At 70.3% G+C, this 19,853-nt stretch carries 23 protein-coding genes; 14 read left to right on the top strand and 9 right to left on the bottom strand.

What is annotated here, in order from left to right; genetic code table 11:
* Nucleotides 1–4: 4 nt before the first annotated feature.
* Complete coding sequence (locus tag QM728_RS11070; RefSeq protein WP_415032065.1) at nt 5–1,120, bottom strand: ferredoxin reductase; 1,116 nt, start codon at nt 1,118–1,120, stop codon at nt 5–7.
* A 99-nt stretch (nt 1,121–1,219) separates the two neighbouring features.
* On the opposite strand from QM728_RS11070, the gene QM728_RS11065 reads away from it, so the two are divergent.
* Nucleotides 1,220–2,539: a fatty acid desaturase family protein gene (locus tag QM728_RS11065; protein ID WP_415032064.1), complete on the top strand. Its 1,320-nt coding sequence runs from the start codon at nt 1,220–1,222 to the stop codon at nt 2,537–2,539.
* 58 nt (nt 2,540–2,597) lie between these two features.
* Complete coding sequence (locus QM728_RS11060; protein WP_415032063.1) at nt 2,598–3,812, top strand: fatty acid desaturase family protein; 1,215 nt, start codon at nt 2,598–2,600, stop codon at nt 3,810–3,812.
* Between the two features lie 63 nt (nt 3,813–3,875).
* On the opposite strand, the gene rsgA is transcribed toward QM728_RS11060, so the two are convergent.
* The gene (gene rsgA / locus QM728_RS11055) at nt 3,876–4,874 is read right to left on the bottom strand and encodes a ribosome small subunit-dependent GTPase A (protein WP_415032062.1); all 999 of its coding nucleotides are present in this window, start codon (nt 4,872–4,874) and stop codon (nt 3,876–3,878) included.
* Nucleotides 4,871–6,139, bottom strand: coding sequence for a 3-phosphoshikimate 1-carboxyvinyltransferase (aroA, locus tag QM728_RS11050; protein ID WP_415032061.1), 1,269 nt, complete (start codon nt 6,137–6,139; stop codon nt 4,871–4,873). Before aroA ends, rsgA begins: the two co-directional genes overlap by 4 nt.
* Before the next feature lie 34 nt (nt 6,140–6,173).
* On the opposite strand from aroA, the gene QM728_RS11045 reads away from it, so the two are divergent.
* Together QM728_RS11045 and gdhA are read left to right on the top strand one after the other, a co-directional pair.
* Nucleotides 6,174–6,635, top strand: coding sequence for an NUDIX domain-containing protein (locus tag QM728_RS11045; RefSeq protein WP_415032060.1), 462 nt, complete (start codon nt 6,174–6,176; stop codon nt 6,633–6,635).
* 146 nt (nt 6,636–6,781) lie between these two features.
* Entirely contained in the window at nt 6,782–8,122 is a 1,341-nt protein-coding gene (gdhA, locus tag QM728_RS11040) for an NADP-specific glutamate dehydrogenase (RefSeq protein ID WP_415032059.1), read from the top strand.
* A gap of 6 nt (nt 8,123–8,128) precedes the next feature.
* Here the strand turns inward: gdhA and QM728_RS11035 are convergent, their stop codons facing one another.
* Entirely contained in the window at nt 8,129–9,109 is a 981-nt protein-coding gene (locus QM728_RS11035; protein WP_415032058.1) for an NADP-dependent oxidoreductase, read from the bottom strand.
* Nucleotides 9,110–9,150: 41 nt separating this feature from the next.
* Between QM728_RS11035 and QM728_RS11030 the strand changes: the two genes are divergently transcribed.
* The gene (locus QM728_RS11030) at nt 9,151–9,498 is read left to right on the top strand and encodes a DUF488 domain-containing protein (protein ID WP_415032057.1); all 348 of its coding nucleotides are present in this window, start codon (nt 9,151–9,153) and stop codon (nt 9,496–9,498) included.
* 3 nt (nt 9,499–9,501) lie between these two features.
* Here QM728_RS11030 and QM728_RS11025 read toward each other — a convergent pair whose 3' ends face one another.
* Nucleotides 9,502–9,702 carry a hypothetical protein gene (locus tag QM728_RS11025; RefSeq protein ID WP_415032056.1) on the bottom strand — a complete coding sequence of 67 codons (201 nt, stop codon included), beginning with the start codon at nt 9,700–9,702 and terminating at the stop codon, nt 9,502–9,504.
* Between the two features lie 80 nt (nt 9,703–9,782).
* On the opposite strand from QM728_RS11025, the gene QM728_RS11020 reads away from it, so the two are divergent.
* From QM728_RS11020 to QM728_RS11005, 4 genes are read left to right on the top strand one after another with little or no spacing between them, the layout of a single operon-like run.
* A complete protein-coding gene (locus tag QM728_RS11020; protein ID WP_415032055.1) occupies nt 9,783–10,241 on the top strand; it encodes a hypothetical protein in 459 nt (152 codons plus the stop codon).
* A gap of 8 nt (nt 10,242–10,249) precedes the next feature.
* On the top strand, nt 10,250–10,522 hold the full coding sequence (locus QM728_RS11015) for a GlsB/YeaQ/YmgE family stress response membrane protein (RefSeq protein WP_415032054.1): 273 nt from the start codon (nt 10,250–10,252) through the stop codon (nt 10,520–10,522).
* Entirely contained in the window at nt 10,519–11,175 is a 657-nt protein-coding gene (locus tag QM728_RS11010) for an SDR family oxidoreductase (protein ID WP_415032053.1), read from the top strand. The genes QM728_RS11015 and QM728_RS11010 overlap by 4 nt, the downstream gene beginning before the upstream one ends.
* Complete coding sequence (locus QM728_RS11005; RefSeq protein WP_415032052.1) at nt 11,172–12,536, top strand: FAD-binding oxidoreductase; 1,365 nt, start codon at nt 11,172–11,174, stop codon at nt 12,534–12,536. The genes QM728_RS11010 and QM728_RS11005 overlap by 4 nt, the downstream gene beginning before the upstream one ends.
* 13 nt (nt 12,537–12,549) lie before the next feature.
* On the opposite strand, the gene QM728_RS11000 is transcribed toward QM728_RS11005, so the two are convergent.
* Nucleotides 12,550–12,984 carry a hypothetical protein gene (locus tag QM728_RS11000; RefSeq protein ID WP_415032051.1) on the bottom strand — a complete coding sequence of 145 codons (435 nt, stop codon included), beginning with the start codon at nt 12,982–12,984 and terminating at the stop codon, nt 12,550–12,552.
* 67 nt (nt 12,985–13,051) lie between these two features.
* Between QM728_RS11000 and QM728_RS10995 the strand changes: the two genes are divergently transcribed.
* Both QM728_RS10995 and QM728_RS10990 read left to right on the top strand, forming a co-directional pair.
* Nucleotides 13,052–14,536 (top strand): flavin-containing monooxygenase, encoded by a 1,485-nt coding sequence (locus QM728_RS10995; protein ID WP_415032050.1) that lies wholly within the window; start codon nt 13,052–13,054, stop codon nt 14,534–14,536.
* Between the two features lie 4 nt (nt 14,537–14,540).
* Nucleotides 14,541–15,245, top strand: a complete 705-nt coding sequence (locus QM728_RS10990; RefSeq protein ID WP_415032049.1) for an aspartate/glutamate racemase family protein — start codon at nt 14,541–14,543, stop codon at nt 15,243–15,245.
* 1 nt (nt 15,246) lies between these two features.
* On the opposite strand, the gene QM728_RS10985 is transcribed toward QM728_RS10990, so the two are convergent.
* Together QM728_RS10985 and QM728_RS10980 are read right to left on the bottom strand one after the other, a co-directional pair.
* Nucleotides 15,247–15,981, bottom strand: a complete 735-nt coding sequence (locus QM728_RS10985; RefSeq protein WP_415032048.1) for a hypothetical protein — start codon at nt 15,979–15,981, stop codon at nt 15,247–15,249.
* Between the two features lie 54 nt (nt 15,982–16,035).
* Nucleotides 16,036–16,821, bottom strand: coding sequence for an SOS response-associated peptidase (locus tag QM728_RS10980; RefSeq protein ID WP_415032047.1), 786 nt, complete (start codon nt 16,819–16,821; stop codon nt 16,036–16,038).
* Between the two features lie 182 nt (nt 16,822–17,003).
* Between QM728_RS10980 and QM728_RS10975 the strand changes: the two genes are divergently transcribed.
* On the top strand, nt 17,004–17,741 hold the full coding sequence (locus QM728_RS10975; RefSeq protein ID WP_415032046.1) for a sigma-70 family RNA polymerase sigma factor: 738 nt from the start codon (nt 17,004–17,006) through the stop codon (nt 17,739–17,741).
* Nucleotides 17,738–18,097: a mycothiol system anti-sigma-R factor gene (gene rsrA / locus QM728_RS10970; RefSeq protein ID WP_415032045.1), complete on the top strand. Its 360-nt coding sequence runs from the start codon at nt 17,738–17,740 to the stop codon at nt 18,095–18,097. The genes QM728_RS10975 and rsrA overlap by 4 nt, the downstream gene beginning before the upstream one ends.
* Before the next feature lie 33 nt (nt 18,098–18,130).
* On the opposite strand, the gene QM728_RS10965 is transcribed toward rsrA, so the two are convergent.
* Complete coding sequence (locus QM728_RS10965; protein WP_371865352.1) at nt 18,131–18,205, bottom strand: 50S ribosomal protein bL37; 75 nt, start codon at nt 18,203–18,205, stop codon at nt 18,131–18,133.
* 125 nt (nt 18,206–18,330) lie between these two features.
* Here QM728_RS10965 and QM728_RS10960 point away from each other — a divergent pair, with 125 nt between their 5' ends.
* Nucleotides 18,331–19,851, top strand: coding sequence for a sensor histidine kinase (locus QM728_RS10960; RefSeq protein WP_415032044.1), 1,521 nt, complete (start codon nt 18,331–18,333; stop codon nt 19,849–19,851).
* The last annotated feature ends 2 nt before the right edge of the window (nt 19,852–19,853 follow it).

Genomic DNA, 19,853 nt, shown 5'->3' with positions numbered 1-19,853 from the left:
TGCCCTACACGTCGAGCGAGCAATCACCCGCCGCCGCGCTGACGCACGTCTGGATGCGCTCGCCGGCGACGTGCTCGACGCCGGTGCGCAGATCGCGCACGACGCCGGCCTCGACCGGGACGACACAGCTCTGGCAGATGCCCATGCGGCAGCCGAAGGGCATCAGCACGCCCGCTGCCTCACCCGCCTCCAGCAGCGTGGTGGCCCCATCGATCTCGGCCGTCTTCTCGCTGCGGGCAAAGGTCACGGTCCCGCCCTGCGCGCCGACGGCACCGCGCTCGAGGGCGAAGCGCTCCAGGTGCAGGTGCTCGGGGGCGCCGGCCCGGTCGAACATCTCGGTGACGAGGTCGAGGAAGCCGCCCGGGCCGCAGGCCCAGGTCTCGCGCTCGGCCCAGTCCGCGCACAGGTCGGCGATGCCGTCGGGGGACAGCCGGCCGCCGTCGCGCGTGTGGTGGATGTGGACGTCGACCAGGCCGCTCTCGGCGTAGCGCGCGAGTTCGTCGGCGAAGAGGACGTCCTCGGGGGCGGGCGCCGAGTGCACCAGCACGATGTCGGAGCTCTGGTGGCGGTGGGCGACGGTGCGCAGCATCGAGATGATCGGGGTGATGCCGCTGCCCGCGGTGAGGAACAGCAGTTTCGGCGGCAGCGGCTCGGGCAGGACGAACTCGCCCTGCGGTGCGGCGAGGCGGACGATGGTGCCCGGCTTGAGGCCGGTGACGAGGTGCGAGGAGAGGAAGCCCTCCGGCATGGCCTTCACGGTGATGGCGACGGTCTGCGTCTTCTCGGCGCGCGCGGGGGCCGAGGTCAGCGAATACGACCGCCAGATCCAGCGCCCGCCGACGTCGACGCCGATGCCCAGGTACTGACCGGGCTGGTAGTCGAAGGAGAAGCCCCAGCCGGGCTTGATCTCGATGGTTGCCGAGTCCGCGGTCTCCCGGTGGACCGAGACGACGCGGCCGCGCAGCTCGCGGGCCGACCACAGCGGATTGGCCAGGTGCAGGTAGTCGTCGGGGAGCAGCGGCGTCGTGATCCGAGCGGCGGCGGCGCGCACCCAATTGGTCACGCGGTGCCGTGCCGCGACGTCGCGCACGGGCTCCTCGAAGCGATCGCGCCAACTCATCTCTCGACGTTCTCCTCTGTGTGGGCGGGGGGACTGGACAACCTTCGCAAGCGTAACCTACGCTGTCGTAAGTTACGAAACCGTAGGTAAGGATTCTCCATGGCTATCGCCGACATCCCCGAGTACGCCCACCTCACCGATGCCGACGTCGAAGAGTTGGCGCGCGAACTCGATCAGATCCGTGCGGACATCGAGGCGGACCGCGGCGAGCGCGACGCCCGCTACATCCGCAACACCATCCGATTCCAGCGCGGCCTGGACCTGGCCGGCCGGGTGATGCTCGTCGGCGGGCGCAAGCGCAGCCTGTGGTGGGCCGGTGCGACCACGCTCGGCGTCGCGAAGATCGTCGAGAACATGGAGCTCGGCCACAACGTCATGCACGGCCAGTGGGACTGGATGAACGATCCGGAGATCCACTCGACCACCTGGGAGTGGGACAACACCGGACCGTCGTCGCACTGGAAGCACACCCACAACTACATCCACCACAAGTACACCAACGTGCTGGGCATGGACGACGACGTGGGCTACGGCACGCTGCGCGTCACCCGAGACCAGAAGTGGCACCCCTACTACCTGGGCAACCTCGTCTACAACACCCTGCTGGCGCTCTTGTTCGAGTTCGGCGTCGCCATCCAGCACCTGGAGCTGTTCCGGAAGCGCAAGACGCCGGAGGCCAAGGCCGAGTTCCAGGCGAACCTGCGCGAGGTCGGCCGCAAGGTCGGCAAGCAGGTCGGCAAGGACTACGCCCTCTACCCGGCGATCACCGCCGCGGTGACCCGCTCGCCGCGCGCCGCAGTCAAGACCGCCACCGGCAACCTGCTGGCCAACGTCATCCGCAACCTGTGGACCAACGCCGTCATCTTCTGCGGGCACTTCCCCGACGGCGCCGAGAAGTTCACCAAGCAGGACATGGAGAACGAGAGCCAGGGGCAGTGGTACCTGCGCCAGATGCTCGGCAGCGCGAACTTCCACGCCGGCCCGGTCATGGGCTTCATGTCGGGGAACCTGTCGTACCAGATCGAGCACCACCTGTTCCCCGACCTGCCGAGCAACCGGCTGCCGGAGATCGCCACCCGTGTGCAGGCGCTGGCCGAGAAGTATGACCTTCCCTACACCACCGGCTCCCTGCCGGTGCAGTACCTGAAGGCCTGGCGCACCATCGCCAAGCTGTCGCTGCCGGACCGCTTCCTGCTGGCCACCGCCGACGACGCGCCGGAGACGGCGTCCGAGCGCCGGTTCAAGGCCGCCGAGTCGGCTCAGCGCCTGGTCGCGACGGTCGATCCGGTCACCGGTCGGCGCCGCGGTCTGCGCACGGCGATCGTCGAACTCCGCCGTCGGCGGCGCGGTCGCAAGGCGGCGCTGCAGCTCTCGGCGGTCGCATCGGGTGACGGCTCGGGCGAGAGCAACGCGGCCTGACGAAGGTCCCGCATCCGAGATGCGCGCGCCCGCTCGGGAATGCGCATAATGGACACCGATGGCAATCACCGATATCCGCGAGTACGCGCACCTGACCGAGGCCGATGTCGAGGCGCTCGGTGCGGAGCTGGACTCGTTGCGCCGCGAGGTCGAGTCCGATCTCGGAGCGCGCGACGTCGCCTACCTGCGCCGCACGATCCGGGCGCAGCGCGCCCTTGAGATCGTCGGCCGGGTTTCCCTGCTCGGCAGCGGCAAGCGCAGCCTGTGGTGGCTGGGCACGGGCTCGTTGGCGTTGGCCAAGATCATCGAGAACATGGAGCTCGGCCACAACGTCATGCACGGCCAGTGGGACTGGATGAACGATCCGGAGATCCACTCGGCGACGTGGGAGTGGGACATGGTGTGCGCGGCGCCGCACTGGAAGCACTCGCACAACTACATCCACCACAAGTACACGAACGTTGTCGGGATGGACCACGACGTCGGCTACAAGACGCTGCGGGTCACCCGGGACGAACCGTGGGAGCCGCGCTGGCTCGCCCAGCCCTTCCTCAACGTCCTCCTCGCGGCCACCTTCGAGTGGGGCATCGCGCTGCACGACCTGGAGCTCGGCGAAGTCGTCAAGGGCACCAAGGACCGGACTGTCGCAGTCCCGCAGATCAAGGAGTTCCTCCGCAAGGCCGGCCGCCAACTGGGCAAGGACTACGTGCTGTTCCCGGCGCTGTCCGGGCCGAACTTCAAGCACACGTTGACCGCCAACCTGTCGGCCAACCTGATCCGCAATGTGTGGGCCTACCTGGTCATCTTCTGCGGCCATTTCCCCGACGGGGCCGAGAAGTTCACCGTCGAGTCGCTCGAGGACGAGACGCAGGGCGCCTGGTACCTGCGCCAGATGCTCGGTACCGCGAACTTCGACACCGGCCCGGCGCTGGCCTTCCTGTCGGGCAACCTGTCGTACCAGATCGAGCACCACCTCTACCCGGATCTGCCGAGCAACCGGCTGCCGGAGATCGCGGTCCGCGTGCGCGAACTCTGCGACAAGTACGACCTGCCGTACACGACCGGCTCGATGCTGACCCAGTACCTGCAGACCTGGCGCACCATTCACAAACTGGCGCTCCCGGACAGCCTGCTGCGCGACACCAGCGACGACGCCCCGGAGACCGCGTCCGAGCGACGCTTCGACGGCCGCCCGCCCAAGTCCGGCCTCAAGGCCGCGCTGCGGGACCTGGCCCGGTCGCGGAAGCGACGGGTGCCGCGCGCCTGGCGCTGAAAAATCTCCCCTCCTGACCACTCGGGGGAAGATTGCCGTCCAGTGCTCGGCAAGGGAGAAATCTCAGCATGGTTCGTCGTGCAGCGCGACCAGCATGCTCCGCACCGCCATGGCCCGGCGCGCGGAAGCCCCCGCCAACGTGTCGAGGGCGCATTCCGGATCAGCCGGCGGACCCAGGTGGGTGCAGCCCCGCGGACACTCCTCGATCGCCTCGCGCAGGTCGCTGAAGGCGTTGACGACATCGTCGGGGGAGACGTGGGCCAGGCCGAACGACCGGATCCCGGGGGTGTCGACGACCCAGGTGTCCGCCGTGCCCGGCACGGGCAGCGCCACCGACTGCGTCGACGTGTGCCTCCCCTTCCCGACGCCGGAGACGACGCCGGTGGCACGGTCGGCAGCGGGGACGAGGCGGTTGACCAGTGTCGACTTCCCGACGCCCGAGTGACCCACGAGCGCGGTCAGCTTGCCCGCCAGGACCGCGTGCAGCTCGGCGAGGTCGTCGTCGCGCCCGGCGGCGACGATGGGGAGGTCGAGCCCGGCGAAGGCGGCCCGGAAGTCGGCGCCGTCGGCCAGGTCGGACTTGGTCAGGGCGAGGATCGGGGTGAGGCCGCCGACGTAGGCCGCCGCGAGCGCCCGCTCGACGAAGCCGGTGCGCGGCGGCGGGTCGGCCAGTGCGGTGACGATCAGCAGCTGGTCGGCGTTGGCGACGACGATCCGCTCGTACGGGTCGGTGTCGTCGGCCGTGCGGCGCAGCACCGACGTCCGATCCTCGACCCGCACGATCCGAGCGAGCGTGTCCTTGGCCCCCGACGTGTCGCCGACGACGCCGACGCGGTCGCCGACGACGATCGGGGTGCGGCCCAGCTCGCGCGCCCGCATGGTGACGACGATCCGGTCGGGGTCCGCGTCGATGGCACAGCCCCATCGGCCGCGGTCGACCGAGACGACCATCGCCTCGTCGGCGTCGGCGTGTGCCGGTCGCGTCTTGGTCCGCGGACGGGTGCCCTTGCCCGGGCGAATCCGGACGTCGGATTCGTCGTACCCGCGGCTGGAGCGGCTCATGCTCCGGCGCCGAGCATGGTGGCCCACATGGCCGGGAAGTCCGGCAGCGTCTTGGCGGTGGTGGCGATGTCGACGACCTCGACGCCGGGCACCCGCAGGCCGATCAGCGCGCCCGCAGTGGCCATGCGGTGATCGGCGTAGGACTCCCACACGCCGCCGTGCAGCGGGCGCGGGCGGATCAGCAGGCCGTCGGCCAGCTCCTCGACGTCGCCGCCGAGTCGGTTGATCTCGGTGGCGAGGGCGGCGAGGCGGTCGGTCTCGTGTCCGCGCAGGTGGGCGATGCCGGTCAGACGCGACTCGCCGTCGGCGAGGGCGCACAGCGCGGCGACGGTCGGCGTCAGCTCGCCGATCGCGCGCAGGTCGGCGGTGAGCGGGCGCAACGACTCGCCGCCCGTGACGGTGAGCAGCCCGTCGTCGTCGCGGCGGGCAGTCGTGCCCATCCCGGCGAGCAGGTCGAGGAACTGGGCGCCGGGCTGCGTCGTCGACGCCGGCCAGCGCGGCACGCGGACCGTGCCCCCGGTGGCCGCGGCGCCCGCGAGGAACGCCGCCGCATTGGACAGGTCGGGCTCGATGATCCAGTCGTGGGCGGCGATCGGGCCCGGCGCGACGCGCCACTCGTCGGTGCCGGTCGCGACGGACACACCGTGCTCGGCCAGCATCGCCAGGGTCATCTCGACGTGCGGCATCGACGGCATCGGGGCGCCGCGGTGCACGACGCGCACCCCCTCGTCGAAGCGCGCGGCCGACAACAGCAGACCGGAGACGAACTGCGACGACGCGGACGCGTCGATGATCACCTCGCCGCCGCGCAACCCGCCGGCACCGATTACCGAGAACGGCAGCGACGACCCGTCGACGTCGGCGCCCAGGGTGCGCAACGCGTCCAGGATGGTGCCCAGCGGTCGGGTGCGCGCCTGCTCGTCGCCGTCGAACCCGACGGTGCCCGACGCCAGCGCGGCCACGGGCGGTAGGAAGCGCATCACGGTGCCGGCCAGCCCGCAGTCGACCTGGCCGCCGTGCAGCGGCCGCGGGGTCACGGCAATCCGGGTGGGGTCGTCGGCATCGGCGGTCAGCCCGGCACCCATCGCGGCGAGGCCCGCGATCATCAGGTCGGTGTCACGGCTGCGCAGCGTCCCGGTGATCGTCGACGGCCCGTCGGCGAGCGCGGCCAACACCAGCGCGCGGTTGGTGATCGACTTGGAGCCGGGGACCTCCACGGTGGCCGACACCGGCGCATGCGCGGTGGGGGCCGGCCAGGTCGTCATGGGTTCCAGTCTCTCATGCGGTGATAATCGAGCGATGGCGGCGCAGAGTGCGGGTTTGCTGGTCCACCGGGGCACCGCGGAGGTGTTCCTGGTCCATCCGGGCGGGCCGTTCTGGGCGCGCAAGGACCTCGGTGCGTGGTCCATCCCGAAGGGGGAGCACGCACCGGACGAGGATCCCCTCGCCGCCGCCCGCCGCGAGTTCGTCGAGGAGACCGGACAGCCCGCGCCGGACGGGCCGGTGACCGATCTGGGTGAGGTCCGCCAGCGCGGGGGGAAGGTCGTGCGCGCCTATGCGGTCGTCGGCGACGTGGATGCGACGGCGGTCGAGTCGAACACCTTCGAGATCGAGTGGCCGCCGCGTTCGGGGCGGCGGCGCGCGTTTCCCGAAGTCGACCGCGGCGAGTGGTTCACCCTCGAAGAGGCCGCCGCGAAGATCAATCCCGCCCAGGCCGAATTCCTCGTCAGGTTAGTGCAGGCTTACCCGCCGTCGGAGTGAATCCGCAGGTCAGCGCGCGGGGTGCTTTGCGCGATTTGGCAGCGGTGGCGTGAATGTGGCATTTTTGCGCTCAACAGGACCCTCGCAACTGTGAGGGTGTCGTTGTGAGGCCTCAACGGTGAGGCCGGGTGAAGGGTGCCATTGCCATGGACGCGAAACTGACCGAGCTCTTCGACGAGGTCGTGAGCCGCAACCCCGGGGAACTCGAGTTCCACCAGGCGGTGCGCGAAGTCTTCGACAGCCTCGGTCCGGTCGTGGCCAAGCACCCCGAGTACACCGACGCCGCCGTCATCAAGCGCATCTGCGAGCCCGAGCGCCAGATCATCTTCCGCGTGCCGTGGGTCGACGACGCCGGCAACGTCCAGATCAACCGCGGCTTCCGCGTCGAGTTCAACTCCGCCCTCGGCCCCTACAAGGGCGGGCTGCGGTTCCACCCCAGCGTGTACCTGGGCATCGTCAAGTTCCTCGGCTTCGAGCAGATCTTCAAGAACTCCCTCACCGGTCTGCCCATCGGCGGCGGCAAGGGCGGCTCGGACTTCGACCCGAAGGGCCGCTCGGACAACGAGGTCATGCGCTTCTGCCAGTCGTTCATGACCGAGCTGTACCGCCACATCGGCGAGTACACCGACGTCCCGGCCGGTGACATCGGCGTCGGCGGCCGCGAGATCGGCTACCTGTTCGGCCAGTACAAGCGCATCACCAACCGCTACGAGTCGGGTGTACTCACCGGCAAGGGCCTGGCGTGGGGCGGCTCGCAGGTCCGCACCGAGGCCACCGGCTACGGCGCGGTCTTCTTCACCCAGGAGATGCTCAAGACCCGCGGCCAGAGCTTCGACGGCAAGAAGGTGTCGGTGTCCGGGTCGGGCAACGTCGCCATCTATGCCATCGAGAAGGTGCACGAGCTCGGCGGCACCGTGATCGCCTGCTCGGACTCGTCGGGCTACATCGTCGACGAGCAGGGCATCGACCTCGAACTCCTCAAGGAGGTCAAGGAGGTCAAGCGCGGCCGCGTCGACGACTACGCGAAGGCGCGCGGCAACGGCGTCTCGGTCGTCAAGAACGGCAACATCTGGGACGTCGCGGCCGATGTGGCCCTGCCGTGTGCGACGCAGAACGAGTTGCACGGCGACGACGCGACCAAGCTGATCAACGGCGGGGTCGTCGCCGTGGCCGAGGGCGCGAACATGCCGTGCACCCCCGACGCCACCAAGGCCTTCTCCGAGGCGGGCGTGCTGTTCGCGCCGGGCAAGGCCGCCAACGCCGGCGGCGTCGCGACCAGCGCCCTCGAGATGCAGCAGAACGCCTCGCGCGACTCGTGGAGCTTCGACTACACGCAGGACCGACTGGCCGAGATCATGCGCGGCATCCACGACAGCTGCGTGGAGACCGCCGAGACCTACGGCATGCCCGACAACTACGTCGCCGGCGCCAACATCGCGGGATTCATCAAGGTCGCCGACGCGATGCTCGCGCTCGGCGTGATCTGACCCCGCTCAGGGCAGCAGCACGAACTTGCCGCGCGGGTGCGCGCGAGCGAGCTCGTCGAGCGCCGCGCCGGCCTGCGCCAGCGGAAACGTCTTCGCGACCTCGACGACGAGTCCGCCGCTCGTCGCCTCGGCGATAAGGCCGGCGATCGCCTCCTCGCGCCGCCGTTTGCTGTCGCCGCCGGACCCGTCGACGATCACGATCCCGTCGTCGGCGCGGCCGAACGCGGCGATGGAGACGATCCGCGTCGGCGGCACCCCCAGCGCGAGCGAGGTGTCGATGGCCTCGTCGGTGCCGACGGTGTCGAGGGCCGCGGTGACCCCGCCGGGCGCCGCGCCGCGGATCCGGTCGGCGACGCCCTCGCCGTAGGCGACGGGGATGGCTCCCAGCGCGCGGAGGAAGTCGTGGTTGCGCGGCGCGGCCGTGGCGATGACCGTGGCCCCGGCCTTGCGGGCGAGCTGGACCGCCACGGTTCCCACCGCACCGGCGCCGCCGTGCACGACGACGGTGTCCCCGGCCCGGATGTCGGCCGCACCGACCATGTCGGCGGCGGTCGCGCCGGCCAGGAGCAGCCCGGCGGCGACGGGGAAGTCCAGCGCGGCGGGTTTCGGGTGCACCGACGTGTCGTCGGCGAGCAGGGCCTGCGCATAGCCGCCGACCGCGCGGTAGACGATCACCTCGTCCCCGACGCAGATGTCGCGCCGCTGGTCGTCGTCGGGGTCGAAGTAGCGGGCGCCGTCGCCAACGGCCGTGACCACCCCGGCCGCCTCGGAACCGATGCGTCGCGGCAGCGCCGCGGGGTCGGCGCCGAACAGTCCGCGCACGACCTTCCCGTCGACGGGGTTGACGCCGGCGGCGCGGACGGCCACGACGACCTGGCCGGGTCCCGGCGGCGCGATGTCGACGGTGCGGGCGGCGACCACGGTCGTCGGATCGCCGTATTCGGTGGCGACCATCGCGGTGGCGGTGCGCAGGGATTCGTCGGCCATGGGAGTCCTCGTCGACGTCGGGTGGGGGTACGTTCGAGTGTATGGGCGTAGCGATCGGCCGGGTGTACGACGATGTGCCGCCCGGCGTCCACCGGGTGTTCGTCGACCGACTCTGGCCGCGCGGAATCCGCAAGGACGACCCGCGGATCGGGGAGTGGTGCAAGGACGTCGCGCCGAGCGGCGAGTTGCGCGACTGGTACCACCACGCGGGGCCCGGCCACCACGAGGAGTTCGCCCGGCGCTACGGGCAGGAGTTGGCGTCGGGGGAGCAGGCCGCGGCGCTGGCACACCTCGCCGAACTGGCGTCGCGGGAGGACATCGAGCTGGCCACGGCCACCAAGGACCCGTCGACCAGCCATGTGCCGGTCATCGTCGAGCACCTGGGCTGAGCGCTACGCCTCGCTGTCGGTGCGGTCGCCGACGTAGTCGCGCAGGGCCGCGTCGGCGGACTCGATGCGGTCGACCTCCTCGCCGCCGTCGCAGCGGTACATCCCGATCACGAGCGTGTCGCCCCGGCGGGCCAGGACGCGCCACAGTGCGCCGGCGTCGCTCCACCGGCGCAGCGTCTCGACGGGATCGGAGGCGGCGGTCATATCCCCGATGGTATTCCGCCGCCGATGTCAGACCCCGGTGATTGACTTCGAACATCAGTTCACAATGTTGGGAGGCGGCGATGACGGACGAGCGCGGTGCGCGGTGGGAGGAGTTCACCGGATGGTTGGCCGATCGGCTGACCGAGTTGCCGGTGGCCAGTGTGCTCGACGCCGGTCGCGCAGGAGCCTGCGCGGCGACCCACGGCTACGACGTCGAGTGCGCCCAGGTGCAACGCCTCGACGGGGGACGGTTCCTGCTGCGGTTGTCGACGACGCTGATGATCATCCCGTTGCTGGACGGGTACGGGGCCGCGGGCATGGAGCTCGACCGCTGGTACCACGACAACCTGTTCGAGGACTGCACCCACGGCTACCTGGTGGCGCAGTCGCCCGGGCTGGTGGCCGACCTGGTGACGTCCTGGTTCCGCGATCGGTGCGGTTTCGGCGGTCCGGCGGACGTCGGCTTCTCGTACATGAGGGCCAAGACGCTGCCGCACACCGAGGCTAGGCTGGACCCAGAGCGCCTTCGCTTCGACTAGGAGTCTGCATGGGTATCGGCGAGATCATCGGCCTGATCGCGATCGGTGCCGTCATCGGCGTTCTCGCCCGCGTCGCAATGCCGGGCCGCCAGTCCCTCTCGGTGCTGGCCACCGTCGTCCTCGGCGTGCTGGGCACGCTGTTCGGCTATTGGGCGGCGGGTCGGCTGCTCGACGACGAGGTCGGCACCATCGTCGGCCTGCGCTGGATCATCGGCGTCGCGGCCGCGATCCTGCTCGCCTTCGCCTACGAGAGCGTCCTGCACCGGTCGGGGGGCCGGTGATGCGCGTCGTCATCGTCGGCGGGCACGGCAAGGTGGCGCTGCGCGCCGCACGACTGCTCTGTGCCGACGGCCACGAGGTCACCGCGCTGATCCGCAACCCCGCCCATGCTGCGGAGGTGCGCGAGACCGGGGCGACCCCGGTGATCTTCGACGTCGAGGCGGCCAAGGAGTCCGCCTTCGCCGATGTCTTCGTCGGCCACGACGCCATCGTGTGGTCGGCGGGCGCGGGTGGCGGCAACCCGGCGCGCACCTACGCGGTGGACCGGGACGCGGCCAAGCGCTCCATGGATGCCGCCTCGGCGGCGGGCGTGCGGCGCTATGTGATGGTGTCGTACTTCGGCGCCGCGCTCGACCACGGCGTGCCCGAAGGGGATTCCTTCTTCGCGTACGCCGAAGCGAAGGCGGCCGCCGACGAATACCTGCGGAGCACCGCGCTGGACTGGACCATCCTGGGGCCCAGCCGACTGACTGACGAACCGGCGACCGGTATCGCGGTGAGCGAGCCGGGTGCGCCGTCGCCGGGGCTCGCCAAGGGCATGGTGAGTCGCGACGCCGTCGCGCAGGTGATCGTCGCGGCGCTCGGCGACCGCTCGACGATCGGGCGCCAACTCGAGTTCAACGACGGCGACGGCGTCGTGGGCTCGGCGTGGTGAGCGGTTTCGCGCCCGACGAACTGGCCGCCGTCGTCGGCGCCGCACACGTGCTGACCGATCCCGACGTCACCGAGCGATATCGCACCGACTGGACCGGGCGTCGCACCGGCCGTGCGGACGCGGTCGTGCGGCCGCGGACCACCGATGAGGTGTCGGCGCTGCTGCGCTGCTGCGGTCGCGCGGGTGTCGCCGTCGTCGTGCAAGGCGGCAACACCGGGCTCGTCGGCGGCTCGGTACCGGCAGTCGAGGCGGATGGGCCCGTGGTCATCCTCAGCACCGAGCGGATGACCGAGGTCGGCGCGGTCGACACCGTCGAGATGTGCGTCGGCGTCCAGGCGGGCGCGACGGTGGCCGACGTGCAACGAGCGGCGGCCGCGGCGGGCTGTCACTTCGGGATCGATCTGGCCTCGCGCGATTCGGCCACGGCGGGCGGCATCGTGGCGACCAACGCCGGCGGCGTCCACGTCGTGCGGCACGGCAGCACGCGCGCGCAGGTGCTCGGCATCGAGGCGGTGCTCGCCGACGGTCGGGTGGTGCGCCGGTGGAGCCCGCTGCGCAAGGACAACGTCGGGTACGACTTGCCCGGCCTGCTCGCCGGGAGCGAGGGAACCCTCGCGGTGATCACCGGGGTGCTGTTCGCCCTGGGTGAGCCGCGCGGTGCGACGGCCGTGGCGATCATCGGCTGCGACACCGCCGACCGCGTCTTCGAACTCGTCGCCGCGGTGCGCCGCGGCGGGCTCACCGTCGAGGCGGCCGAACTGATGACCGCCGCCGGTATCGATCTCGTCGTCGCCGCGGGCGCCCGCCCGGCGCTGCGCTCGGGGCCGCGGTTCCAGGTGCTGATCGAGGCGAGCGGCGCCGATCCGGCCGATGAGCTCGCCACCGTTCTCGCCGCCGCCGGGGTGGACGACGCGGTCGTCGAGGCGGGACCCGCCCGCGATCTGTGGGCGCTGCGCGAGCGGCACACCGAGACGATCGCGGCGTCCTCGGCGACGGTCCCGGTGAAGCTCGACGTCGGGATCCCACATCGCGACGTCGACGGCTTCCTCGCCGAGCTCGAGCAGTTGTCGGCCGATGTGGGTCACCCGTGCCGCCCGGTGGTGTTCGGCCACGTCGCCGACGGCAACCTGCACGTGAACCTGCTCGACGTGCCCGACGGCGAGCAGGCGGCGCTGGCCCACCGGGTGCTGGAACTGGTCGTGGCCCGCGGTGGGAGCGTCAGCGCCGAGCACGGCATCGGGCGCGACAAGCGTGAATGGCTGCCCGTCGTGCGCGACGGCGCCGACGTCGACGTGATGCGCGCGATCAAACGGGCGTGGGATCCCGCCGGCCAGCTGAACCCCGGCGTGCTCTTCCCCTGACCGCCGAGCGTGCCTAGCCGGTCCAGGCGAAGACCACGCCGGCGACGAGCACCAGCACGCCGCCGACCTCGCCGACGATGAGGGCCGTCATGAATCCGCGAACCGCGGCGGCCGGGCGGGGATGGAACTGGTTCTCGGTGTCGCGCAGGGCCCCGTGCAGCATGTAGCTCCCAATGGCGCCGACGAAGAAGAACAGCTCGACCGCGACGCACGTGGCGTTCACCCAGGCGGGCCAACCCGACAGCGCAACCAGGGCGGCGAGCAGCAGGGTGGCGAAGGAGTACATCAGCGCGGCCCGGTGGGCGATGTCGACGTAGGGGTGGGCCACACCGGCGGACGAGGAGAGGATCTGCTGGTACTTCCACACGCCCAGGCCCATGGCCCATGCGAGGAGCAGGCCGGCGGCGACGACCGTCGCGATGGTGACTGAGTCGAGCTGATCGATCATGGGGGCTGCTTTCGGGGTTGGACCGTAGACTCGGGGGCGAGGGTCGACGAATCGAGGGACTGTGGCTGTGACACCCGAGTATGACGCTGTCATCGTAGGCGCCGGCTTCGGCGGTATGGGGTCGGCAATCGAACTCAAGCGCCAAGGCGTGGAGAACATCGCGATCGTCGAGCGCGAGGACGACCTCGGCGGCACCTGGCACGTGAACCACTACCCGGGTCTGGCCGTCGACATCGCGTCGGTGACCTACAGCTACTCGTTCGAGCCGAATCCGTACTGGTCGCGGTTCTACGCACCGGGCCGCGAGCTCAAGAAGTACGCCGAGCACGTCGCCGACAAGTACGACCTGCGCCGCCACATGACCTTCGGCGAGCAGATTCAGCGCGCCGAGTGGGACGAGAAGAACTCGCTGTGGCGGGTTTTCAGCGAGGACGGCACCGAGCGCACGTCCCGCTTCCTGCTCACCGCCACGGGCTTTCTGTCCCAGCCGCACTTCCCCGACATCCCGGGGATCAAGTCGTTCGAGGGCAAGGTCATTCACACCACTGCGTGGGAGGACGGCCACGACTTCACCGACAAGCGCGTCGCCGTGATCGGCACGGGTGCGACCGCGGTCCAGCTGATCCCGGAGATCGCCAAGCAGGCCCGGGAGCTCACCGTCTACCAGCGCACCCCGATTTGGGTCATGCCGAAGGTCGACTTCGACATCCCCCGGCCCGTGCAGCAGCTGTTCGCCCGCGTCCCGCTGACGCAGAAGGCCGCGCGCCTGGCCAACACCACGCTCCTCGAGATCATCATGGTGACCGGGGTGCTGCACTTCAAGCAGTTCAAGTTCGGCAACAAGGGCGCGGCCCGGGCCGCCAAGGCGTTCCTGCGCCGCGAGGTTCCGGACCCGGAGCTGCGCAAGAAACTGACCCCCGACTACGACTTCGGCTGCAAGCGCCCGACCTTCTCCAACGAGTACTTCGCGACGTTCAACAAGCCCAACGTCCATCTCGAGACGTCGACGATTGAGCGGATCGAGGCCGACGGGATCGTCACCGTGGACGGAAACAAGACCGAGATCGACACCCTCGTCCTGGCGACCGGCTTCGACCTGTGGGACACCAACTTCCCGGCGTTCGAGATCCGCGGGCGCGACGGGATGGATCTGGGCAAGTGGTGGCGCGCCGAGCGGTTCCAGGCCTACGAGGGCATCACCGTGCCGAAGTTCCCCAACTTCATGACGCTCAACAGTCCGTACTCGTACAGCGGACTGTCGTACTTCACGACCATCGAGGGACAGATGAAGCACATCGCCCGACTCCTCACCGAGTTCAAGCGGCGGCGGGCCACGACCTTCGAGGTCACCGAGGCCGCCAACACCCGCTTCCTCGACGACGCGACGCGACGCCTCGATTCGTCGGTCTTCTACAACGGCGACTGCGCGACGTCGCGCAGCTACTACTTCAACCACGCGGGCGAGGCCACGCTGCTGCGGCCTCGGTCGACACCGGGCACGCTGCGCGAGATGTCGACCTTCCCGCTGTCCGACTACGAGTTTGCGGGATAGGCACATGACCGAGCGCAAGAAGATCACCCTCGTCAATCCGGCGGACTACGACGCCCTCACGCGGCAGATCGCGGCGACGATCACGTCGCTGGAGTTCGCCGACGGACCCGAGATCGACGTCGTCACCCTCACCGGCGGGCCGCCCATGATGGTGTCGCAGGAGAACATCGACAGCGTCGCGGAGCCGCTGGTGAAGTTGATCCAGGCGGACACGGACTCGGCCGCCTTCATCATCGGGTGCTACGCCGACCCGGGGCTGAAGGAGGCGCGCGCGGCGGCCGGCGGGCGCAAGGTCTTCGGGATGAATCAGTCCGGCGTCGCGACGGCGCTGGCCACCGGAGACCGGGTGGGGGTGATCGCCGTTCAGCAGGTCGCCGTGGAGCGCCACCGCAAGTACTACGAGGAGCAGGGCGTTGCCGCCCGCATCGTCGGTGAACGTGCCGTCGAGGTCGATCCCGAACTCGCCAAGAAGGGGCCGACCGCCTTCTCGCCGGAGATGGCCGCGCAGGCCGCGATCGCCGCGGGCACCAAGCTCCGCGACGAGGACGGCGCCGACGTCATCCTGCTCGGTGAAGGCGGGATGACCGCGCTCCGCGACCCGGTGGAGCAGGCGCTGGGCATCCCGGTCGTCGATCCGAGCCTGGCGACCATCGCCATGGCCATCCAGGCGGTCGAAGGTTTCCGGCCGCCCGCGGCGCCGGCGTCCTGACCTACGGCGTCGCCGGCGCGTCCGTCGGGCGTCCGGCCACCAGGTCGCCGATCGCCAGGCCGCGCCGACCCCAGCGGGCGTCGAAACCGTCGGCCCGACTCGTCGCCCGCTTGATCTTCTCGGCGGAGTACCGCTTGGTCGCCCACCGCGACGTCGGGCGGGCCAGCCGGATTGCGCCCACCCATGCGATCGGCGGCAGGAACGCACCGAAGACGGCCGTCGAATACTTGCCCTTGCTGATGCATACGAGCAGCGCCAGCACATGGATCGGCAGGCTCGCCAACAGGCCGAGATGGCCCCAGTGCACGGCCGGGAAGCTCTCCAACGGGGTCATGCCGATCGTCAACAACCCCAGGACCGCGCCGGTCAGCATCACCACCAGGACGGAGAGCTGTCCCTCGTCGGACCAGTAGACGTCCTGCAGGTGCAGCAGCAGGGCGAACTCGTCGAGCACCAATGACGCCCCGATGCCGATGAACACCGCACTGATCGCGGCACCCGGGACGGCGCCGTTCGCCGCGACGGAGGCGATGGCGCCGCCGATGGTCAGGATGATGCCCGGGATGGAGTGGTGGATGTGCACGCCGCCCTGCACGTTGTCGTGGAACGGTCCCTTGCCGGCGCGGATCAGGCGGGTGATCACCCTCGTCACCACGAAGGTGGTCAGAAAGGCGACGAACAGCAGCGTCAGCGGCAGTCGATTCGGCGCGGTGAGATTGTCGAGGACGTGGCCCATGGTGATGAGGCTACGCGGCGCGGTCGCGGGCGGGTCGCGCCGCGCGAAGGCCGCTCACGAAACGGGATCCAACAGGTGGGGACCGTTGTTCGTCACGCGGTTCACCAGGGGCGACACCTCGCGGACGTTGATCGCGTCGACCAGGTCGTGGGCGGGCGGTGCCAGCATCTCGGGCGGTGCCGGGCGGTCGGGGTCGAGCCATTCGTCCCACCACTGCACGGGCATGATCAGCGGCATCCGGTCGTGCACCTCGCGCAGCTTGCCCACCGACGCGGTGGTGAGGATCGTGCAGCTCATCAGCGGCGGATCGTCGGGGTCGGTGTCGCGCGGGCGCCACACCGACCACAGACCGCCCATGAACAGACGGGTGTGGTCGGTCGGCGACATGAAGTAGGGGACCTTCCGCGGCTTGCCGTCGGGCCCGTCGACCTTCTCCCACTCGTACCAGCCGTCCATCGGCACGAGGCAGCGCTTCGACTTCACCGCGGCGCGGAACGACGCTTTGTCGGCGGCGGTCTCGGCGCGGGCGTTGAACAGCGACCCCTTGCCGATCTCCTTCGCCCACGGCGGCACCAGGCCCCAGCGCATCGCGCGGACGCGCCGGGTCGCGTCGTCGTCGGGGGCCTCGCGCGAATGTCGCTGCACGACGGTCAGCACCGTCGTCGTCGGTGCGACGTTGTAGTTCTCCCACCGCGACCGCGGCTCGTCGCCCGACGCCAGGTCGTCCAGACTCTGCTGCGCCGGCGGCTCGGGGACCGGCAGGTCGGGCACTTCGTTGACCGCGTCGATCTCGGCGGCGAGCTTCGCCGGGTCGGTGGTCACCGCATACCGTCCGCACATGGCTCCAATGCTAGGCGCGGAGTACGACAGCACCCACTCGGCGAGATTCGCCGCCCACTCGGCGGATTGTGCCGCCCACTCGGCGAGATTTGCCGCCCACTCGGCGGGTTGCGGGTGGGAATGACGGCCGTGCCGGGCGCGTTGCACCCCTCGTAACAGGTTCGACGACAGGAGTGGCGGATATGTCATGCGCTACTGCGCACCCGATTGCGGGGCGCGAGGTCTTCGGCTCGGTAGACTTGGTGAAGTGCCCGGGCGATCTTCGGCCGGCGCGAACCGAAGGGACCCCGTTGAGCAAGGCGGCACAACCGGCCGACGACGCACAGGTCGAGACCGATGAGGAGCGGACCGCGCGGTTCGAGCGCGACGCGCTCCCGCTGTTGGACCAGCTCTACGGTGCCGCGCTGCGCATGACCCGCAATCCCGCGGATGCCGAGGACCTCGTCCAAGAAACCATGATCAAAGCGTTCTCGGCGTTCGCCTCGTTCCGCGAGGGCACCAACCTGCGCGCGTGGCTGTACCGGATCATGACGAACACCTACATCAACAGCTACCGCAAGAAGCAGCGGCAGCCGGCGCAGTACCCGACCGACGAGATCACCGACTGGCAGCTCGCGCAGACCGCCGAGCACACGTCGAGCGGTCTGCGGTCGGCGGAGATCGAGGCGCTCGACGCCCTGCCCGACGACGAGATCAAGGAAGCCCTGCAGGCGCTCCCGGAGGAGTTCCGCATGGCGGTCTACTACGCAGACGTCGAGGGCATGCCCTACAAGGAGATCGCCGAGATCATGGACACGCCGATCGGAACCGTGATGTCGCGGCTGCACCGCGGCCGCAAGCAGCTGCGCGACCTGCTCGCGGACGTGGCCCGCGAGCGCGGCTTCAACCGGAACTCGGAGACGACGGAGGTGGCGCCGTGAGCGAGTCCGACCCCCAGTTCGAGGCACTCGACTGCACCAACGTGCTCGCCGACGTGTGGCTGCTCCTGGACAACGAATGTGACGCCGGCGCCCGTGCCCGACTGCAGCAGCACCTCGACGACTGCCCGGCCTGCCTGGAGCACTACGGCATCGAGAAGCAGGTCAAAGAGCTGATCGGCCGCAAGTGCGGCGGCGAGCGCGCCCCGCAGGGACTGGCCGACCGGGTCCGCGTCCAGATCCGTCAGTCGACGACGGTCACCGAGGTCTCCGACGGCACGACGACCTCGCGCACCACCGTCCAGCGCACCACGATCCAAGCGTCGCCGGAAACAGAAAACCCGGGCGGCCGACACTAGGTCGGCGGCACCCGGGTTCGATCCCAGTTCGGATCAGGCGTTCGGCCGCTTGCCGTGGTTGGCGGCGTTCTTCTTGCGGCTGCGCTTCTTGCGTCCACGCTTACCCATGACGTGCTCCTTCAATCGGTACCCGCCCATTCTTCCACGGCGGGCCCCCGGGAACGAAAACGAGTCCGCGGCCGTGCGCTACGTTGGGCAGATGCACCTCACCCCGGCCGAGGTCAGGTAGCCGCGTGTCGACGCTCGCCGACCTCCTCGCCGCCCACACCGGTCTGTCCGACGAACAGGGCGGACACCTGCAGCGCCTCGTCGGGGAATGGCAGTTGCTCGCCGACCTCTCCTTCGCCGATCTGCTCCTGACCGTGCCCGACGCCGCCGCGGCGAACACGGCCTTCCTCACCGTCGCCCAGTGCCGTCCCAACACGGCGGCGACCGTGCTCCCGGGCGACGAGGTCACCAACGTCGCCGACGACCAGCTGACCCGCGCGCTGCGCAGCGCCGCTGAGCGCGGCGAGATCACCGTCGACCGCGGCGCGGCACCGGGCGGGGTGGAGGTCCGGCGCGAACTCATCCCGGTCCGGTTCGACGGCGAGGTCGTCGCCGTGTTGATCCAGGCCGCCGCCGACACCGCCCAGCGCGTGCCGTCGCCGCTGGAGCGTTCCTATCAGGCGTCGGCCGCCGACCTGTGCCACATGGTCGCCGACGGCACCTTTCCGGTCGTCGAGGGGAACGAGAGCGGGCTGTCGACGCCGCGCGCGGGTGACGGCTACGTGCGCGTCGACGCTGACGGCCTGGTCCGCTACGCGAGCCCGAACGCGCTGTCGGCCTTTCACCGCATGGGTTTCACCAGCGACCTGTCCGGTGTGGTTCTGGCCGACGTCTTCACCGAACTGGTCACCGATGCGTTCGACGCGCAGGACGCCGCCCAGATGATCACGCTCGCCGCGTCGGGCCCGGCCCTCGACCCGGCCGCCGCCGATCGCGTGCTGCGCATGGAGGTCGACGCCCGTCGTGCGACGGTCCTGGTGCGCGCCGTGCCGCTGCGCCCGCGCGGGGTGGCCACCGGCGCGATCGTGCTGGTGCGCGACGTCACCGAGGTCAAGCGCCGCGACCGCGCGCTGATCAGCAAGGACGCGACTATCCGCGAGATCCACCACCGGGTGAAGAACAACCTGCAGAGCGTCTCGGCGCTGCTGCGGCTGCAGGCCCGTCGGACCGCCAACCCGGACGCGCAATCGGCGTTGAACGAGGCGGTCCGCCGCGTCGCGTCGATCGCGCTGGTGCACGAGTTCCTCTCCGGCAGCGTCGACGAGGAGGTCGACGTCGACGAGGTCGTCCACCGGCTCCTGCCGGTGCTCGTCGACGCCACGAGCGCGGGTGCGCCGCGCGCGGAGGTCCAGGTGTACGGCCGCTTCGGCGTGCTGTCGGCCGACCTCGCGATGCCGCTGGTGATGGTGTTGACCGAACTCATCCAGAACTCGGTCGAACACGGCTTCGCCGACGGGCGGCAGGGACGGATCGAGGTCCACGCGCAGCGCGGGCTCCGCGACCTGGTCATCCAGGTCAGCGACAACGGCGCCGGGATCCCGCAGGGCTTCGACCCGGGGGACAGCGGGAACCTCGGCCTGCAGATCGTGCGCACCCTCGTCGAGATCGACCTGAACGGCACCGTCGAGTTTGCCGGCGCCGACGGCGGGGGGACGGCGGTGCGGATCACGATCCCGATCGCCGTGGCCGCCGATGCCCGCGTCTGAGC

Origin of the sequence: Gordonia sp. (in: high G+C Gram-positive bacteria), assembly GCF_047602025.1 — a bacterium.
In the GTDB taxonomy this organism is placed as follows: Bacteria; Actinomycetota; Actinomycetes; order Mycobacteriales; family Mycobacteriaceae; genus Gordonia.
Note: the sequence above shows the minus strand (reverse complement) of the source record. Positions and strands in the feature narration are given on the sequence as shown.

Bases quoted from the DNA above. Each gene is read 5' to 3' on its own strand.
- QM728_RS10985 (WP_415032048.1), bottom strand. From the start codon at position 15,981: ATGGGCCACGTCCTCGACAATCTCACCGCGCCGAATCGACTGCCGCTG.
- QM728_RS11045 (WP_415032060.1), top strand. From the start codon at position 6,174: ATGGCGGCGCAGAGTGCGGGTTTGCTGGTCCACCGGGGCACCGCGGAG.
- QM728_RS11035 (WP_415032058.1), bottom strand. From the start codon at position 9,109: ATGGCCGACGAATCCCTGCGCACCGCCACCGCGATGGTCGCCACCGAA.
- QM728_RS11025 (WP_415032056.1), bottom strand. From the start codon at position 9,702: ATGACCGCCGCCTCCGATCCCGTCGAGACGCTGCGCCGGTGGAGCGAC.
- aroA (WP_415032061.1), bottom strand. From the start codon at position 6,139: ATGACGACCTGGCCGGCCCCCACCGCGCATGCGCCGGTGTCGGCCACC.
- QM728_RS11020 (WP_415032055.1), top strand. From the start codon at position 9,783: ATGACGGACGAGCGCGGTGCGCGGTGGGAGGAGTTCACCGGATGGTTG.
- QM728_RS11060 (WP_415032063.1), top strand. From the start codon at position 2,598: ATGGCAATCACCGATATCCGCGAGTACGCGCACCTGACCGAGGCCGAT.
- rsgA (WP_415032062.1), bottom strand. From the start codon at position 4,874: ATGAGCCGCTCCAGCCGCGGGTACGACGAATCCGACGTCCGGATTCGC.
- QM728_RS11000 (WP_415032051.1), bottom strand. From the start codon at position 12,984: ATGATCGATCAGCTCGACTCAGTCACCATCGCGACGGTCGTCGCCGCC.
- QM728_RS11070 (WP_415032065.1), bottom strand. From the start codon at position 1,120: ATGAGTTGGCGCGATCGCTTCGAGGAGCCCGTGCGCGACGTCGCGGCA.
- QM728_RS10980 (WP_415032047.1), bottom strand. From the start codon at position 16,821: ATGTGCGGACGGTATGCGGTGACCACCGACCCGGCGAAGCTCGCCGCC.
- QM728_RS10990 (WP_415032049.1), top strand. From the start codon at position 14,541: ATGACCGAGCGCAAGAAGATCACCCTCGTCAATCCGGCGGACTACGAC.
- QM728_RS11065 (WP_415032064.1), top strand. From the start codon at position 1,220: ATGGCTATCGCCGACATCCCCGAGTACGCCCACCTCACCGATGCCGAC.
- gdhA (WP_415032059.1), top strand. From the start codon at position 6,782: ATGGACGCGAAACTGACCGAGCTCTTCGACGAGGTCGTGAGCCGCAAC.
- QM728_RS10975 (WP_415032046.1), top strand. From the start codon at position 17,004: ATGTCATGCGCTACTGCGCACCCGATTGCGGGGCGCGAGGTCTTCGGC.
- QM728_RS11030 (WP_415032057.1), top strand. From the start codon at position 9,151: ATGGGCGTAGCGATCGGCCGGGTGTACGACGATGTGCCGCCCGGCGTC.
- QM728_RS11015 (WP_415032054.1), top strand. From the start codon at position 10,250: ATGGGTATCGGCGAGATCATCGGCCTGATCGCGATCGGTGCCGTCATC.